At 67.2% G+C, this 15021-nt stretch carries 16 protein-coding genes; 7 read left to right on the forward strand and 9 right to left on the reverse strand.

Annotation, left to right across the window (positions count from 1 at the left end):
- Nucleotides 1-11: 11 nt before the first annotated feature.
- From rpsK to infA, 4 genes are all read right to left on the reverse strand, one after another.
- Nucleotides 12-428 (reverse strand): 30S ribosomal protein S11, encoded by a 417-nt coding sequence (gene rpsK, locus AC1U2B_RS15015; protein WP_020101461.1) that lies wholly within the window; start codon nucleotides 426-428, stop codon nucleotides 12-14.
- Nucleotides 429-432: 4 nt separating this feature from the next.
- Nucleotides 433-807 (reverse strand): 30S ribosomal protein S13, encoded by a 375-nt coding sequence (gene rpsM, locus AC1U2B_RS15020; RefSeq protein WP_043401867.1) that lies wholly within the window; start codon nucleotides 805-807, stop codon nucleotides 433-435.
- Between the two features lie 158 nt (nucleotides 808-965).
- Nucleotides 966-1079, reverse strand: coding sequence for a 50S ribosomal protein L36 (gene rpmJ, locus AC1U2B_RS15025; protein WP_003879483.1), 114 nt, complete (start codon nucleotides 1077-1079; stop codon nucleotides 966-968).
- A 97-nt stretch (nucleotides 1080-1176) separates the two neighbouring features.
- Nucleotides 1177-1398 carry a translation initiation factor IF-1 gene (gene infA, locus AC1U2B_RS15030; RefSeq protein WP_003886926.1) on the reverse strand — a complete coding sequence of 74 codons (222 nt, stop codon included), beginning with the start codon at nucleotides 1396-1398 and terminating at the stop codon, nucleotides 1177-1179.
- 265 nt (nucleotides 1399-1663) lie between these two features.
- Here infA and AC1U2B_RS15035 point away from each other — a divergent pair, with 265 nt between their 5' ends.
- The 4 genes from AC1U2B_RS15035 to AC1U2B_RS15050 are packed head-to-tail and all read left to right on the forward strand — an operon-like array spanning nucleotide 1664 to nucleotide 6601.
- Nucleotides 1664-3364 (forward strand): NAD(P)/FAD-dependent oxidoreductase, encoded by a 1701-nt coding sequence (locus tag AC1U2B_RS15035; protein WP_043401863.1) that lies wholly within the window; start codon nucleotides 1664-1666, stop codon nucleotides 3362-3364.
- A 12-nt stretch (nucleotides 3365-3376) separates the two neighbouring features.
- Entirely contained in the window at nucleotides 3377-4849 is a 1473-nt protein-coding gene (locus tag AC1U2B_RS15040) for an ATP-binding protein (protein ID WP_043401861.1), read from the forward strand.
- Nucleotides 4850-4906: 57 nt separating this feature from the next.
- A complete protein-coding gene (locus AC1U2B_RS15045) occupies nucleotides 4907-5737 on the forward strand; it encodes an LLM class F420-dependent oxidoreductase (protein ID WP_480217416.1) in 831 nt (276 codons plus the stop codon).
- A 15-nt stretch (nucleotides 5738-5752) separates the two neighbouring features.
- On the forward strand, nucleotides 5753-6601 hold the full coding sequence (locus AC1U2B_RS15050) for an LLM class F420-dependent oxidoreductase (protein ID WP_480217417.1): 849 nt from the start codon (nucleotides 5753-5755) through the stop codon (nucleotides 6599-6601).
- Between the two features lie 13 nt (nucleotides 6602-6614).
- Here AC1U2B_RS15050 and AC1U2B_RS15055 read toward each other — a convergent pair whose 3' ends face one another.
- The 3 genes from AC1U2B_RS15055 to AC1U2B_RS15065 form a co-directional block, all read right to left on the reverse strand.
- The gene (locus AC1U2B_RS15055; protein WP_480217418.1) at nucleotides 6615-7175 is read right to left on the reverse strand and encodes a hypothetical protein; all 561 of its coding nucleotides are present in this window, start codon (nucleotides 7173-7175) and stop codon (nucleotides 6615-6617) included.
- 120 nt (nucleotides 7176-7295) lie between these two features.
- Entirely contained in the window at nucleotides 7296-8747 is a 1452-nt protein-coding gene (locus AC1U2B_RS15060) for an RNA polymerase sigma factor (RefSeq protein ID WP_480217419.1), read from the reverse strand.
- Nucleotides 8748-8926: 179 nt separating this feature from the next.
- Nucleotides 8927-9181 carry a hypothetical protein gene (locus AC1U2B_RS15065; RefSeq protein ID WP_480217420.1) on the reverse strand — a complete coding sequence of 85 codons (255 nt, stop codon included), beginning with the start codon at nucleotides 9179-9181 and terminating at the stop codon, nucleotides 8927-8929.
- Nucleotides 9182-9335: 154 nt separating this feature from the next.
- Between AC1U2B_RS15065 and AC1U2B_RS15070 the strand changes: the two genes are divergently transcribed.
- Entirely contained in the window at nucleotides 9336-10055 is a 720-nt protein-coding gene (locus AC1U2B_RS15070; RefSeq protein WP_480217421.1) for a hypothetical protein, read from the forward strand.
- A gap of 316 nt (nucleotides 10056-10371) precedes the next feature.
- On the opposite strand, the gene AC1U2B_RS15075 is transcribed toward AC1U2B_RS15070, so the two are convergent.
- Complete coding sequence (locus AC1U2B_RS15075; protein WP_480217422.1) at nucleotides 10372-11703, reverse strand: RNA polymerase sigma factor; 1332 nt, start codon at nucleotides 11701-11703, stop codon at nucleotides 10372-10374.
- Nucleotides 11704-11722: 19 nt separating this feature from the next.
- The gene (locus tag AC1U2B_RS15080) at nucleotides 11723-12049 is read right to left on the reverse strand and encodes a hypothetical protein (protein ID WP_131630669.1); all 327 of its coding nucleotides are present in this window, start codon (nucleotides 12047-12049) and stop codon (nucleotides 11723-11725) included.
- 269 nt (nucleotides 12050-12318) lie between these two features.
- On the opposite strand from AC1U2B_RS15080, the gene AC1U2B_RS15085 reads away from it, so the two are divergent.
- Nucleotides 12319-13839, forward strand: a complete 1521-nt coding sequence (locus AC1U2B_RS15085; RefSeq protein WP_260937499.1) for a CoA-acylating methylmalonate-semialdehyde dehydrogenase — start codon at nucleotides 12319-12321, stop codon at nucleotides 13837-13839.
- A gap of 15 nt (nucleotides 13840-13854) precedes the next feature.
- On the forward strand, nucleotides 13855-15021 hold the full coding sequence (locus AC1U2B_RS15090) for an acyl-CoA dehydrogenase family protein (protein ID WP_480217745.1): 1167 nt from the start codon (nucleotides 13855-13857) through the stop codon (nucleotides 15019-15021).

A 15021-nucleotide genomic window follows, 5' to 3' on the forward strand; every position in this document is an offset into this window, starting at 1 on the left:
TCAGATCCTCCCTAGACCCGGCGCCGCTTGGGCGGACGGCAGCCGTTGTGCGGCTGCGGCGTGACGTCAGAAATCGCGCCAACCTCGAGGCCGGCAGCCTGCAGCGAACGGATCGCGGTCTCGCGGCCCGAACCCGGACCCTTCACGAAGACGTCGACCTTCTTGACACCGTGCTCCTGCGCCTTGCGGGCAGCGTTCTCGGCGGCGAGCTGCGCGGCGAACGGGGTGCTCTTGCGCGAACCCTTGAAGCCGACGTGACCCGACGAGGCCCAGGCAATGACGTTGCCCTGGGGATCGGTGATCGAGACGATGGTGTTGTTGAACGTGCTCTTGATGTGAGCGGCGCCGTGCGGGACGTTCTTCTTTTCCCGGCGACGAGTGGGCTTGCCGCGCTTCGAAGCAGCGCCGGCTTTCTTGGTGGGTGCCATTTACTTACCTGGCCTTCTTCTTGCCGGCGATGGTGCGCTTCGGGCCCTTGCGGGTACGCGCGTTGGTCTTGGTGCGCTGGCCACGCACGGGCAGGCCACGACGGTGGCGCAGGCCCTGGTAGCAACCGATCTCGATCTTGCGACGGATGTCGGCCTGCACCTCGCGGCGCAGGTCACCCTCGACCTTGAGGTTGCCTTCGATGTAGTCGCGCAGCTGGGTCACCTGGTCGTCGGTGAGATCCTTGGTGCGCAGGTCCCGGTCGATGCTGGTGGCGGCCAGGATTTCCTGGCTGCGGGTACGGCCGATGCCGTAGATGTAGGTCAGCGCGATCTCCATGCGCTTGTCGCGCGGGAGATCAACGCCCATGAGACGTGCCATCAGGCAGTGTTCCTTTTCGTTGCGGAGGTCTGATCCCAGTCCGTTCCCCGTCTTGTTCGGGGTCCGGCCTCCGTGCCGGACGTGGTTGAGCGACCTATTCGCTCAGTGGTACTGGGAGGTCTGCATTCAGTTTTGGGTGGTGCCTACTGCTTCGGGGACTAGCCCTGCCGCTGCTTGTGGCGCGGGTCGGAGCAGATGACCATGACCCGCCCGTGCCGGCGGATCACCCTGCACTTGTCGCAGATCGGCTTGACGCTCGGGTTCACCTTCACGACTTAGCGATCCTTTTCTCTGTTCTGAATTGGTAGTGCTTTGGAGGTGCGGGGCGCGTTGCTGTACCCGCCGGTAGTGACTCGCTGACGCTCGTCGCTACTTGTAGCGGTAAACGATGCGGCCACGGGACAGGTCGTACGGAGACAGCTCCACTACGACACGGTCCTCCGGCAGGATGCGGATGTAGTGCTGCCGCATCTTGCCGCTGATATGGGCGAGCACCTTGTGACCGTTCTCCAGCTCAATGCGGAACATCGCATTGGGCAGGGGCTCGATCACGCGACCCTCGACCTCGATGGCGCCATCTTTCTTGGCCATACTCTTTGGTAATCCTCTGGTTCTTCGGTTTCGTATCTCATACGCCCGTGCTTGGCGCAGACCCCACCCCGGCTACAAGAACGTGGACTTAATGCCAGGAAATTCCGGGGAACTTCAGAACAGAGCACGCAAAGAGCCGGCGCAGAAGCTGCACCGTTGGTCCACGATACCCGCTCTGACCCCAGGTACCAAAATCAGCGAAGCCCCTCGGCCAACCCCAGGTGCACCCATCGTCTTCGCAAGTCAGGGCGCATAATGAACAGCGATGACTGGACCCGCTTCCCCGGCTCGCAATCCGGTGATTCTCACCGTTGACGATGATCCGGCAGTGTCCCGGGCGGTAGCCCGCGACCTGCGTAAACACTACGGCGCACGCTATCGGATCGTGCGCGCCGAATCAGGACAGGACGCGCTGGTCGCGATCAACGAGCTACAGCTACGGGGCGACACCGTGGCGATGTTCATCGCCGACTACCAGATGCCGGAGATGAGCGGCATCGACTTCCTGGAACTGGCCATGGACGTGTTCCCGCTGGCCCGGCGCGTGCTGCTGACCGCGTACGCGGACACCCACGCCGCGATCAACGCCATCAACCTGGTCGACCTCGACCACTACCTGCTCAAGCCGTGGGACCCGCCCGAGGAGAAGCTGTACCCGATCATCGACGGCCTGCTGGAGGCGTGGCACGAGGTCGGCGACCGCGCGGTTCCGCACACGAAGGTGATCGGCCACCGGTGGAATCCCCGCTCGTGGGAGGTCCGCCAGTTCCTGGCCCGCAACCAGCACTACTACCGCGCGTATTCGTCGGACGAGGCCAAGGGCAAGCAGCTGCTGACCGCGGCGGGGCTGGACGGCCTCGAGCTGCCCGTGGTGATCTCCGAGCAGGGCGAGACGCTGGTCCAGCCGACGGACGTGCAGCTGGCCGAGATGCTTGGCCTGGCCACCACACCGTCGCTGGACATGTACGACCTGGCCGTCATCGGCGGTGGCCCCGCCGGCCTGGCGGCCGCGGTGTACGGCGCGTCCGAGGGTCTGCGCACGGTCCTGATCGAGCGCACCACCACCGGCGGCCAGGCGGGCCGCAGCTCGCGGATCGAGAACTACCTGGGCTTCGAGACCGGGATCTCGGGCGCCGAGCTGACGACGTCGGCCCGCCGGCAGGCCGAGCGCTTCGCCGCCGAGGTCATCACCACCCGCGAGGTCGTCGGGCTGGACGTCTCGGCGCTGGCCAGCAAGACGCTGACCTTCGACGACGGCCAGAGCATCACCGCCCGGTCCGTCATCCTGGCCACCGGCGTCGACTACCGGCACCTACAGGTGAGCGGGTGCTGGGACAACCCCGAGGACGTCGGCAACAGCTACGTCGGCAACGGCGTCTTCTACGGCGCCTCCGTGTCGCAGGCCTCCGAATGCGCCGGCGAGGACGTCTACATCGTGGGCGGCGCGAACTCGGCCGGCCAGGCCGCGATGTTCATGTCCCAGCAGGCCAAGTCGGTGACGCTGCTGGTACGCGGACCGTCGCTGGAGGCGTCGATGTCCTACTACCTGATCCAGCAGATCGAGAACACGCCCAACATCAGCGTCCGCACCTGTACCGAGGTGGTCGACACCTGCGGCGAGGACGGGCACCTGACCGGGCTGTGGCTGGTCGACAACAAGACCGACGAGCGGGAGAAGGTCGACTGCTCACGGCTGTGTTGTTTCATCGGCGCCACCCCGCGAACCCAATGGCTGGAGAACGCCGGCATCGCCCGCGACGACCACGGCTTCATCCTCACCGGACCGGACCTCAAGGACGTGTGCGGCTGGAACCTGGACCGGCCGCCGCACCACTTGGAAACAAGTGTGCCCGGTGTGTTTGTTGCAGGAGATGTCCGCGCTGAATCGGCCAAACGGGTCGCAGCCGCGGTTGGCGAAGGCTCGATGGCAGTGATGCTGGTGCACCGGTATCTGGCCGAAACGTAGGAGGAGACCGGTATGGGCGAAACGTGCGCGCGTAGTGAACTGAAGACGCTGTTCCTGTTCGAGGCGTTGACCGACGAGCAGTTGGACACGCTGTGCGCCAACGGTCACATCGCGACGTTCGAGCCCGGCCCGGTGTGCACCGAGGGTGAACCGGCCACCTGCTTCTACGTGATGCTCGACGGCGAGCTGGTGATGTCGATGAAGTCCGGCGGCATCGACATCGAGACCAACCGCACGTCCATGCGTGGCGTCTATTGCGGCGCGTGGTCCGCCTACATTCCGGACGAACAACCGGTCTATGAGGCGTCGGTGCGGGTGACCAAGCCGTCGCGGTTCTTCGTCCTGGACGCCAACGCCTACGCCGACTTCATGCGCAAGGAATTCCCCATGGCGGTGCACTTGCTGGAGGGGCACAAGGTCGGCGGCCGGCGCGGCCGGCAGATCGTCGGCCAGCGCGAAAAGCTCCTCGCCCTGGGCCAGCTCTCGGCCGGGCTCACCCATCAGCTGAACAATCCGGCGGCCGCGACCGCCCGCGCCGTCGCCGACCTGCACGACCGGATCGGCAAGATGCGGCACAAGCTGGCCATGCTGGCCGACGGACAGGTCAGCCCGCAGTCGCTGCGGGTCCTGGTCGGCATCCAGGAAGGCATCGCCGATCAGGTGCTCAAGGCCAGAAACCAAGAGCTGTCCGCCATCGAGGCTTCCGACCGCGAAGACGCGATCGGCGAATGGCTGGAGGATCACGACATCGCATCCGCCTGGGACTACGCACCCACCTTTGTCGACGCCGGTCTGGATGTCGCTTGGCTGGAAGGCATTTCGTCATCCATCGGGTGCGCCGACTCGTCGGCGACGCTGCAGGGCGCACTGGGCTGGCTGAAGTACACCATCGACACCGAGCTGCTGATGTGCGAGATTTCCGAAGCGAGCAAACGGATTTCGACCCTGCTCGCCGGTGCCAAGCAGTACTCCCAGATGGACCGGGCCCCGTACCAGAACGCCAACGTGCACGAGCTGCTGCGCAGCACGCTCATGATGTTCGGCGACCGCATCGGCAAGGACGGCACCACCTGCGTCAAGGTGGTCAAGGAATACGACCCGGCCCTGCCCGAATTGCAGTGCTACCCAGCCGATCTCAATCAGGTCTGGACCAACATCATCGACAACGCACTGCAGGCCATGAAGGGCTGCGGAGTGCTGACGATCCGCACCAGGCGCGTCGGCGACACCGTCCGGATCGAGATCAACGACAACGGCCCGGGCATTCCGGCCGACGTCATCGAGCGCATCTTCACCCCGTTCTTCACGACCAAACCGTTCGGCGAAGGCACGGGGCTCGGGCTGGACCTGGCGTGGCGCATCATCTGCGAAAAGCACCACGGGAACATCTACGTCGAGTCCAAACCGGGTGACACCACGTTCATCGTCACGTTGCCCCTGCACGCACCGGCGCCAGAAGAGTTTCCGGCCGCGACATTGGGATAGTTCTGCTCACCGAGCGCCGAACGGAATAGCCGCCCGCGCCCGGGAGTTGCCGCAGAGGTGACCAAACCAGACCTCGGGCGCTACGGCGTATTCGGACGCGGCGCGACGCCGCAACAGGCGACAGAAATCGAAGCGCTGGGCTACGGCGCCATCTGGGTCGGTGGTTCACCGCCCGCGGCACTGGACTGGGTCGAGCCACTGCTCGGCGCGACCGAGCGGCTGAAGGTCGCGACGGGCATCGTCAACATCTGGACGGCGGCGGCCGGACCGGTGGCCGAGTCGTTCCACCGCATCAACACCGCCTATCCCGGCCGGTTCCTGCTCGGCATCGGCGTCGGCCATCCCGAGGCCCACACGGAGTACCGCAAGCCCATCGACGCGCTCACCGAATACCTCGACAAGCTCGACGAGTACGGGGTGCCGAAAGAACACCGGGTGGTGGCCGCGCTCGGCCCGCAGGTACTCAAGCTCTCGGCGCGCCGCAGCGCGGGTGCGCACCCGTACCTGACCACTCCGGAGCACACCGCGCAGGCGCGTGAACTGATCGGGCCGGACGCGTTCCTGGCGCCCGAGCACAAGGCGATCCTGACGACGGACGCGGACAAGGCGCGCGCGGTCGGGCGCAAGGCCCTGGAGATTTACCTCAATCTGAACAATTACCTCAACAGCTGGAAGCGGTTGGGGTTCACTGACTCTGACGTCGCCAAGCCCGGCAGTGACCGGCTCGTCGACGCGGTGGTCGCCTACGGCACGGTCGACGCCATCGCCGCCCGACTCAAGCAGCATCTCGACGCCGGCGCCGACCACGTGCCGGTCCAGGTGCTGACGTCACCGGAGAACTTGGTGCCCGCACTGACCGAACTCGCCGGCCCGCTGGGCCTGCGGTAACTGGAGGGATCACGCATGAGCCAGCTGAACCTGGGCCGCTTCGGGGTGTGGACATTCGGGGCCCCGCAACCCGAGCAGGCGGCCGAGATCGAGAAACTGGGGTACGGCGCGGTGTGGCCGGGCGGCTCCCCCGCCGGCGACCTGGCGTTCGTCGAGCCGCTGTTGGCCGCGACGGAGAAGCTGCAGGTGGCCACCGGCATCGTCAACGTGTGGACCGCGCCCGCGGCGCAGGTCGCCGAGTCGTATCACCGCATCGAAGCCGCGTATCCGGGGCGGTTCGTTTTGGGTGTCGGCATCGGCCATCCCGAACACACCAAGGAGTACCGCAAGCCGTACGACGTCCTCGTCGAATACCTCGACGAACTGGATGCCGCGGGCGTTCCGGTGGCGCGCCGGGTGGTGGCGGCCCTCGGCCCTAAGGTGTTGCGGCTGGCGGCCGATCGCAGCGCCGGCGCACACCCGTACCTGACCACCCCCGAGCACACCGCCGAGGCGCGCACGCTCATCGGACCGGACGCATTCCTCGCACCCGAGCACAAGGTGGTGCTGACCGACGGTTCTGCCGCGGCCGCCGAAGAGGCCCGGGCCATCGGCCGCCAGACCGTCGACTTCTACCTGAATCTCAGTAATTACCTGAACAATTGGCGCCGGCTCGGCTTTTCCGAGGACGACATCGCCAAGCCGGGTAGTGATGCGTTGATCGACGCGGTGGTCGCGCACGGCACGCCCGACGCCATCGCCGCCCGTCTCACCGAGCATCTCGACGCCGGCGCCGACCACCTGACCATCCAGGTGCTGGGCGGTTGGGACAAGCTGCTGCCGACGTTGACGGCACTGGCGGGCCCGCTGGGCTTGCGGGGGTAAAAACCCCAGGCGCTCAGCGCTTTTGGTCTTGGTGGTCGTCGTGGTGCTGCTGCAGGATGCGGCGCAGCCAGGTCCAGTGCGGCCGCTGCTGCGTCGGGGTCTCGGCGACGGGCGGCGCGGCAATCGGCTGCGCGGGAGCGACCGCTTTCGGCGGTGCGACGACCGGAGCGGTGACGACATTGACGACCGGCACCGGTGCCGGGGCAGCCACGTGATTGACGGTCGGCATCGGGGCCGGCGCCGGCGCCACGTACGGGGCCGATCGGGTGTGGTCGACGACGGCCAACGGCGTCGACGGTGAATCGTCGGCGCCGAGCGCAATCGCACCGAGTGCGGCAACGACGGTGACCCCGCCGAACAACATCGCGACGAGCGCCACCCGCCTGGTTCGCTGCGTTCTCGTCGATGCGACGGGGGCGGCCGGGAGCGGGCGCTGGACCACGGGTTCTTCCGGTTCGGCCAGTGACCAGGCGAGCGCACCGAATGGCATCGTCGGCGCCCCGTGCAGGGTGCCGCTGGTTGTGTCAGACGAGAACTCCAGGTTCGGGAATGTGGCGGTCATGGCGGTGGACATGGCGTGCTCCTGTGTCGTTCGTGCCGGCCCGATTGGGCTGCGCTTACTGGTAGGAGCCGCACGGCACCCACATCGGGACAACTTTTGGCGAGTTTTTTCGGCGGTTCGAGATCAGCCGGGTCAATAGATCACTGGAGGCGGCGGCGTCGTCGTCACCGGCTCGACCGGGCCCACGTCGATCGGGGGCAGCGGCCGCGGTGGCCGATGCGTCGTCGGCGGCGGGGTTGGCGACGGCGACGGCTCGGTGACCACGGGCGGCTGTTGGCTCGGCGGCGACGGTTCTTCGCTGACGACGGGCGGCCGCGGACGTCGGGGCGGCGGCACCGGCCGTGTCGACGGCGGAGGTGTCACGACCGGCGCGGCCGGCGGTAGCGGGACCGGTGTCTGCTGCGGCGGCGGCACCACCGGGGGCGGACGGACCGCTGTCGGCTCGGCCGGGGCGGTCACGACGGCGGTCGGCGTCGATGGCGGCGCGGGGGCGACGGTCGTCGTCGCCGAATTTTCGGGCGTGGAGCTGGGCGACGAGGTCACCGAGGTAGTGACCCCTTTCGGGGTGACGGGGGCGTTGGTTTCGTACCGCCAGGCGATCGTCAACGCCAGCACGATCAGCGGAATGCCGATCAACAGCGACATCGTCAGCATCACGCGGCTCGGTGGCTGGGTGGCTGCGGGTTCCCCGTCGGCCCCGTCGACCGCGGCGAATTGCTCGGTCGGCGCATCCGGCAACGAACCCTGCGCCTGGGTGAGCGCGCCAGTCAGATCCGTGTTGGCTGCGGTCAGCTGAATGCGATTCAGCGTGCGGTCGCGCAGCCACGTCGGCGCGGGGATGAACAGCGGCGTGCCACCGAGCAGCGCGACCGGGTTGACCATCCGGCGACGGTCCTGATCGCACGTCGGGCAGCTTTCGATGTGACGGGCGATCCGCTTGCGCATCAGGATGGTGAAGGTCCCGTCCCACCCCGCGAGGATCGCGCCCAACTCAGCGCAGTTGTTTCCTTGTTGGCCGCGGCGCGCAACCAGCAGTGCGCCCAGCGAGCGTTCCATGGTGTCGCGCAGCCGCTGCATGATCTTCTTGGCGCTGGCGGTGCTGACGCCCAGCGCCTCGGCGAGCTCGGGCCCGTCCAGTCCGTGGCGGTAACCCAGCTCCAGCACCGCGCGGTCCCGGTCGGACAGCCCACCGGCCGCCTCGGCGACCAGGTTGGCCAGTTCGTTTCGGGCCGCCATCGTGTCCGGTCCGGCATCGTCGGACGCCTCGTCGGGCAGGTCTTCGGACGGTTCTTCGCGACGCCGCTGCCGAATCCGGCGCAGCGCCTCGTTCCGGGCGATCGCGTACAGCCAGGGGCGCAGTTTGTCGGGCTCCCGCAGCTTGTCCAAAGCCGTTGCCGCGGTGCAGAACACGTCCTGGACGCAGTCAGCGGCGGCATCACGGTCGCGGACCATGCCGACGCAGAAGTCGTGCAGCCGATCGGCGTAGCGGTCATAGATGCCGGCAAACGCCATGCGGTCCCCGGAGAGCGCGGCGCCGACCAAGTCGGCGTCGCTGACGATGTCCCAATCTGGCACTGCGGTCATGAGACGTGCTCCCATTGGCGATCGAACGCCGGTATGCACTGATGCTAATCCGGCGAAGGCAAACTGATTTGCCGAATCGATATGCGTCGGCGTCGGGTTCATACGTTGGGAACGAGGGCAGCGCGGACCCGGTTCAATACCGCGCCCGGCTGCGCCTCGAATCCAGAAGCCACGGACAGTCAGTGCTTCTTGTCGTGGTGCTTCCAGTCCCAGTTGTGCCAGTCCCAGTAGTAGTGGCAGTGCTCCCAGTCCCACCATGCCCACGAGCAGTACTGGTAGCCCCAGGTCTGCGGTACCGGGGCGGATGGCTGCGCCTGCGCGGTACCCGCCGTCAGACCCAAACCGGCCAGGGCAATGCTGCCGGACAGCAGTGCCGCGGTGGCGGCCCGCTTCGCGAACGACGGCCGCTTGGCCGGGGTGTGGTTGTTGCTCATTTCGTGCTCCTTGTGTGGTGGTGCAGGCGCCCTGTGCGGGCTCTGTCATAGGTAGGAGCGCGACCCCCGGACAGCGGGGACACTTTTTTCGGCACAGATCCAAATCGCCGCGGAAAACTTGTCAGACTCGGCTGCCGGTACTGCTCATACCTGCATGAGCGACTATTCGAATACCCCGTGGAACCCCGACACTGACAACACCATCGCCGCCGACGTCGTCGACGCCGGCCCGCGTTCGGTGGCCTTCTCCAGGCTCGCGTACAGCGACGATCCCGATATGCCCGATGTGGTTGAGGACGACGCCATCGCTGCCGACACCATCGACGACGGCCGCTGGGCCCGACGCCGCGTGGCACTCGCCTTGGGTGGCGCGGCCAGTGTGATCGTGGCATCGGCCGCCGTGGCACTCGCCGCAATCAACTCGGTCGACACCAGCACCTCGGTGAGCGCCGCCGGCGGCTCGGCTGCCATGCCCGCGGCCGCTCCGGTCGTTCGAGTGGAGCCCCCCGCAGCACTTCCGGCACCCTCCACCGCACAGATCACGGTGGAGCCGGTCGCCCCGAACGTTCCCGACTACGTCCCCGTGGCCGCGCCGCAGCGGCCGCCAGCACCCCTCGTCACCGCGGCGCCCGCGGCGGCTCCCGCCCCCGAGATGGCACCACCTGCTCCCGCACCGGAGGAGGTACCGGCCCCGCCCGCACAGCCGTTGCCGAGTTTCCCGCCGATCATCATCAATCTGCCGGTTCCGCCGGCGGCGCCGCCGAAGCCGCCGGCACCCAAACCCGATGGGCCGGTGCTGAAGGGGCCGCTCGCGATTCCGAGCCCCGAGAAAACCCCGCCGGTCAATCCGAACCTGTCCCTGGATGCCGGCTGACATCCCTCAGTCCAAGCTGAACAAACCGAGGAGAGCGGCACCGCCACTGTGGCGGTGCCGGTGCGAGTGGCGTGCGCCGTCACGTCAGGGTCAACGATCCCGTGCGCCGAAGTCGAGTTGATCCTGCATCCAGGGCGCAGTTGTCCGAGTGGCGTACGCCGTCACGTCAAGGTCAACGGGTCCCTGCGCCGAAGTCGAGTTGACCCTGCATCCAGGGCGCAGTTGTTCGAGTGCGGTGCGCCGTCACGTCAGGGTCAACGGTTCCGTGCGCTGAAGTCGTTGACCCGGGCGCCGCCGAGGCGGGCCACAGCCCGCTTCATCTCCGGCCTGAATTACCCGGGTCACCGGTGGGCGGCGGCGGCGCTTCGAACGAGGGCGGCGCAACCGACATCGGGGGACGCGTCACCGGTCCGGGTCTGCTGACCGTGCGCTCCGGCGATGGCGGTGGCGGCGACTGTGGCGGTTCGGCAGCCGGCCAATTCTGTTGTGGCTGCGGTTGCAGACTCGTGGCCACCGGCGGCGGTGGGGCGGATTTGGTCGATACCCCGGGCACAAGTGGCCCAGGTGCGCTGGACGGTGACGACGCGCTCCGCGGCGTGCTCGGCGGAGCTGAAAGCGGCGTCGTGGCAGGCGTTTCCAGGGGAACCGTGATGCCGCTATCGGCCGGTTCACGGTCCTGGCGACCGGGCCCGGCGAACGTCCAGATTAGAGCGCCCAACAGCAGCACCAGCGCACCAACGGCCAGGCTGATCGGCCGCACGGGACGGCGGCGCCGCTCCTCCACCGGCGCGGTGTCAGCGCCCGCCGGGGCCGCATCGGCGCCGCCGGCCAAATCCGTTGTCAGGCAGACTAACTGAATGTCCGCGAGCGTGGCATCCCGAAGTTCCTTCGGGGCCGGAATGAAGGGCACCGCACCAAGTAGCGCCGCTGGGCTCACCCGGCGGCACCGTTCGGATTCACACTCGGGACACGATTCGATGTGCCGGGCGATGCGCTTGCGCATCAAGACCGTCATCGTTCCGTCCCAACCATCAAGCACTGCAGCAAGATCCGGGCATCGCGCCGGATCCTGCCGCGTCTGCCGCGCCACCAACAGCGCACCGAGCGAGCGGCCGACCATTTCCCGTGCCCGATGCGTCAGGGTGTTGGCGGTCGCCGGGCTGACGCCGAGCGCCTTGCCGAGTTCCGGTCCGTCGAGGCCGTGCCGATAACTCAATTCGATGACCTCACGGTCCCGCTCCGACAGGCCGCCACAGGCCTCCCGGATCAATTGGGCCAGGTCGTCCTGCTCAGCGAGGGCATCTGGACCGGCCTCGCCCGAGGCGCCATCCAGGTACTCGTCGTCGGCCGGTTGCTCGAACTTGCGGCGCTGAATGTGCCGCAATGCCTGCGACCGCGACACCGCATACAACCACGGCCGCAGCTTCTCGGGCTGACGGAGCTTCGACAGCCCGGTCGCCGCGGTGCAGAACGCCTCATGCACACAGTCGGCGGCGGCGTCACTGTCGCGGACCATGCGCACGACAAAGTCGTTGAGCCGGTCCGCGTAGCGGTCGTAGATCGCGGCGAACGCCGCGCGGTCGCCCGAGGCGGCCGCGCGGGCAAGGTCCTCGTCGGGCGCTTCGTCCCAGTCGACAAGCGCGCTCATTGGCGCGGTTCTCCCATGCTCAGTAGTAGTAGCCCGGGTAAATACCGGTGTCGCCGTTGTCGCAGTTGACGTTGATGTCCCAGAACCTGTTGAGCGGAACACCCGGAACGAAGAAGCCTGCCTCGCCGGCTGAATTCTGGTAGGCCCTGGTGGTGAACCAGTCCGAGGTGTAGGTGCACCAGGTACCCCCGCTGCCGCCGCTCCAACCGATCCAGATGCCGCCGTAGTGCGGCACCGGATTCACGCCCAACGGGTTCGCGTGCGCGGTACCGGCACCCGCCAGAGCTGCTGGAATTGCTACTGCCGCGGCAATTCCAGCAACCAATCGATTCAACTTCGCAGCCATTGTGCTCCGCCTTTCCTACGCTCGGCCCGGTTGGCCTCGCCTGTATGTAGGAGCATCTCGCCGCATCAATCCTGACAAGTTTTTCGGCAATTGGTCAGGCAACCGCAAAGAAGTCGGGTAATTCGGATCTCCCCCTGAGCAACCACAGCGGGCTACCGCGTTCGAGGCCATGCCGCTACCCCCTTGCCAACACCCACTCCAAATTACTAGGATATGCAAGTATCTCGGCGCGTGAGTCGAGGAACCCGAACTCTCTTTGGACGGATGTCATGACCACCCAGATTCCGCACTTCATCAACGGCCAGCGCACCACCGGCGAATCCACCCGCACCGCCGACGTGCTCAACCCCAGCACCGGCCAGACCCAGGCCCAGGTGCTGCTGGCATCGGTAGCCGACGTCGACACCGCGGTGGCGGGTGCCGTTGTCGCGCAACGGGAATGGGCTTCCTGGAACCCGCAGCGCCGCTCGCGGGTGCTGATGAAGTTCATCGACCTGGTCAACCAGAACAGGGACGAGCTGGCCCGCCTGCTGTCCCTGGAGCACGGCAAGACCTTCGAGGATTCGCTCGGCGACATCCAGCGCGGCGTCGAGGTGATCGAGTTCGCCGTCGGCATCCCACACCTGATGAAGGGCGAGTTCACCGAGGGCGCCGGTTCCGGCATCGACGTGTACTCGATGCGCCAGCCCCTCGGCGTCGTCGCCGGCATCACCCCGTTCAACTTCCCGGCCATGATCCCGCTCTGGAAGGCCGGCCCGGCGCTGGCCTGCGGCAACGCCATCATCATCAAGCCGTCCGAGCGCGACCCCTCGGTGCCGCTGCGCCTGGCCGAGTTGTTCATCGAGGCGGGCCTGCCCGCCGGCGTCCTGCAGGTCGTCAACGGCGACAAGGAGGCCGTCGACGCCATCCTGCAGCACCCGGACGTCAAGGCCGTCGGCTTCGTCGGCAGCACCGACATCGCGCAGTACATCTACTCGAACGCCGCCGCCAACGGTAAGCGCGCACAGTGCTTCGGTGGCGCCAAGAACCACATGATCGTGATGCCCGACGCCGACCTGGACCAGGCCGTCGACGCGTTGATCGGCGCCGGCTACGGCAGCGCCGGTGAGCGCTGCATGGCCATCAGCGTCGCGGTGCCCGTTGGCGAGGAGACCGCAAACCGGTTGCGCAACAAGCTCGTTGAGCGTGTCAACCAGCTGCGCGTCGGCCACAGCCTGGACCCGAAGGCCGACTACGGCCCACTGGTCACCGGCGCGGCGCTGGAGCGGGTGCGCAACTACATCGGCCAGGGCGTGGACGCCGGCGCCGAGTTGGTGGTCGACGGCCGCGAACGCGCCAGCGACGACCTGACGTTCGACGATGCCGACCTGTCCGGCGGCTTCTTCATGGGCCCCACCCTGTTCGACCACGTCACCCCCGACATGTCGATCTACACCGACGAAATCTTCGGCCCGGTCCTGGTCATCGTGCGCGCCCACGACTACGAGGAGGCGCTGCGCCTGCCGTCGGAGCACGAGTACGGCAACGGCGTCGCGGTGTTCACCCGCGACGGCGACACCGCCCGCGACTTCGTCTCGCGCGTGCAGGTCGGCATGGTCGGCGTCAACGTGCCGATCCCGGTTCCGGTGTCCTACCACAGCTTTGGCGGCTGGAAGCGCTCCGGCTTCGGCGACCTCAACCAGTACGGGACGGCGTCGATCCAGTTCTACACCAAGGTCAAGACCGTCACCGAGCGCTGGCCGTCGGGCATCAAGGACGGGGCCGAGTTCTCGATCCCGACCTTCAAGTAAGGCCCGGCGTTGAGCATCGATCTTTTCGGACTGGACGACGACGAACGCGTGATCGCCGAGACGGCGGCCGCGTTCGCCGAAAAACGGCTGGCACCAAACGCTTTGGCGTGGGATGCCGACGATCATTTCCCCACCGATGTGCTGCGGGAAGCGGCCGAGCTCGGCATGGCGGCCATCTACTGCAGTGACGACGTGGGCGGCAGCGGGCTGCGACGGTTGGACGGGGTGCGGATCTTCGAGCAGCTCGCCACCGCCGACCCGACCATCGCGGCGTTCCTGTCGATCCACAACATGTGCGCCTGGATGGTGGACAGCTACGGCACGCCGGAACAGCGCAAGACCTGGCTGCCGAAGCTGGCCTCGATGGAGGCCATCGCCAGCTACTGCCTGACCGAGCCGGGCGCCGGCAGCGACGCGGCGGCCTTGCGCACCAAGGCCGTTCGCGACGGCGACTACTACGTGCTGGACGGGGTCAAGCAGTTCATCTCCGGTGCGGGCGTCTCCGACGTCTACGTCGTGATGGCCCGGACGGGTGCGGACGGACCGCGCGGCATCTCCGCGTTCATCATCGAAAAGGACACACCCGGACTGAGTTTCGGCGCCAACGAGGAGAAGATGGGCTGGCATGCGCAGCCCACCGCCCAGGTGATCCTGGAAGGTGTGCGGGTGCCCGCCGAAGCCATGCTCGGCGGTTCGGACGGCGAGGGCACCGGCTTCTCCATCGCGATGAACGGCCTCAACGGCGGCCGCATCAACATCGCCGCCTGCTCGCTGGGCGGCGCGCAGGCGGCCTACGACAAGGCGCTCGGCTACCTGGCCTCGCGCGAGGCGTTCGGTGCGGCGCTGATCGACGAGCCGACCATCCGGTTCACCCTCGCCGATATGGCGACGACCTTGGAAACCTCGCGAAACATGTTGTGGCGGGCGGCAACTGCGCTCGACACCAACAATCCGCGCAAGGTGGAACTGTGCGCCATGGCCAAACTGCACGTCACCGAGGCCTGCTACACGGTGGCCGACCAGGCGTTGCAGTTGCACGGCGGCTACGGCTACCTGCGCGAGTACGGGTTGGAGAAGATCGTCCGCGATCTCCGGGTGCACCGCATCCTGGAGGGGACGAACGAGATCATGCGCGTGGTCATCGGGCGGGCTGCCTCAGCCAGTGCCCGGAAACCGGTTTAG

This window comes from Mycolicibacterium sp. P4_G11, from assembly GCF_056555145.1.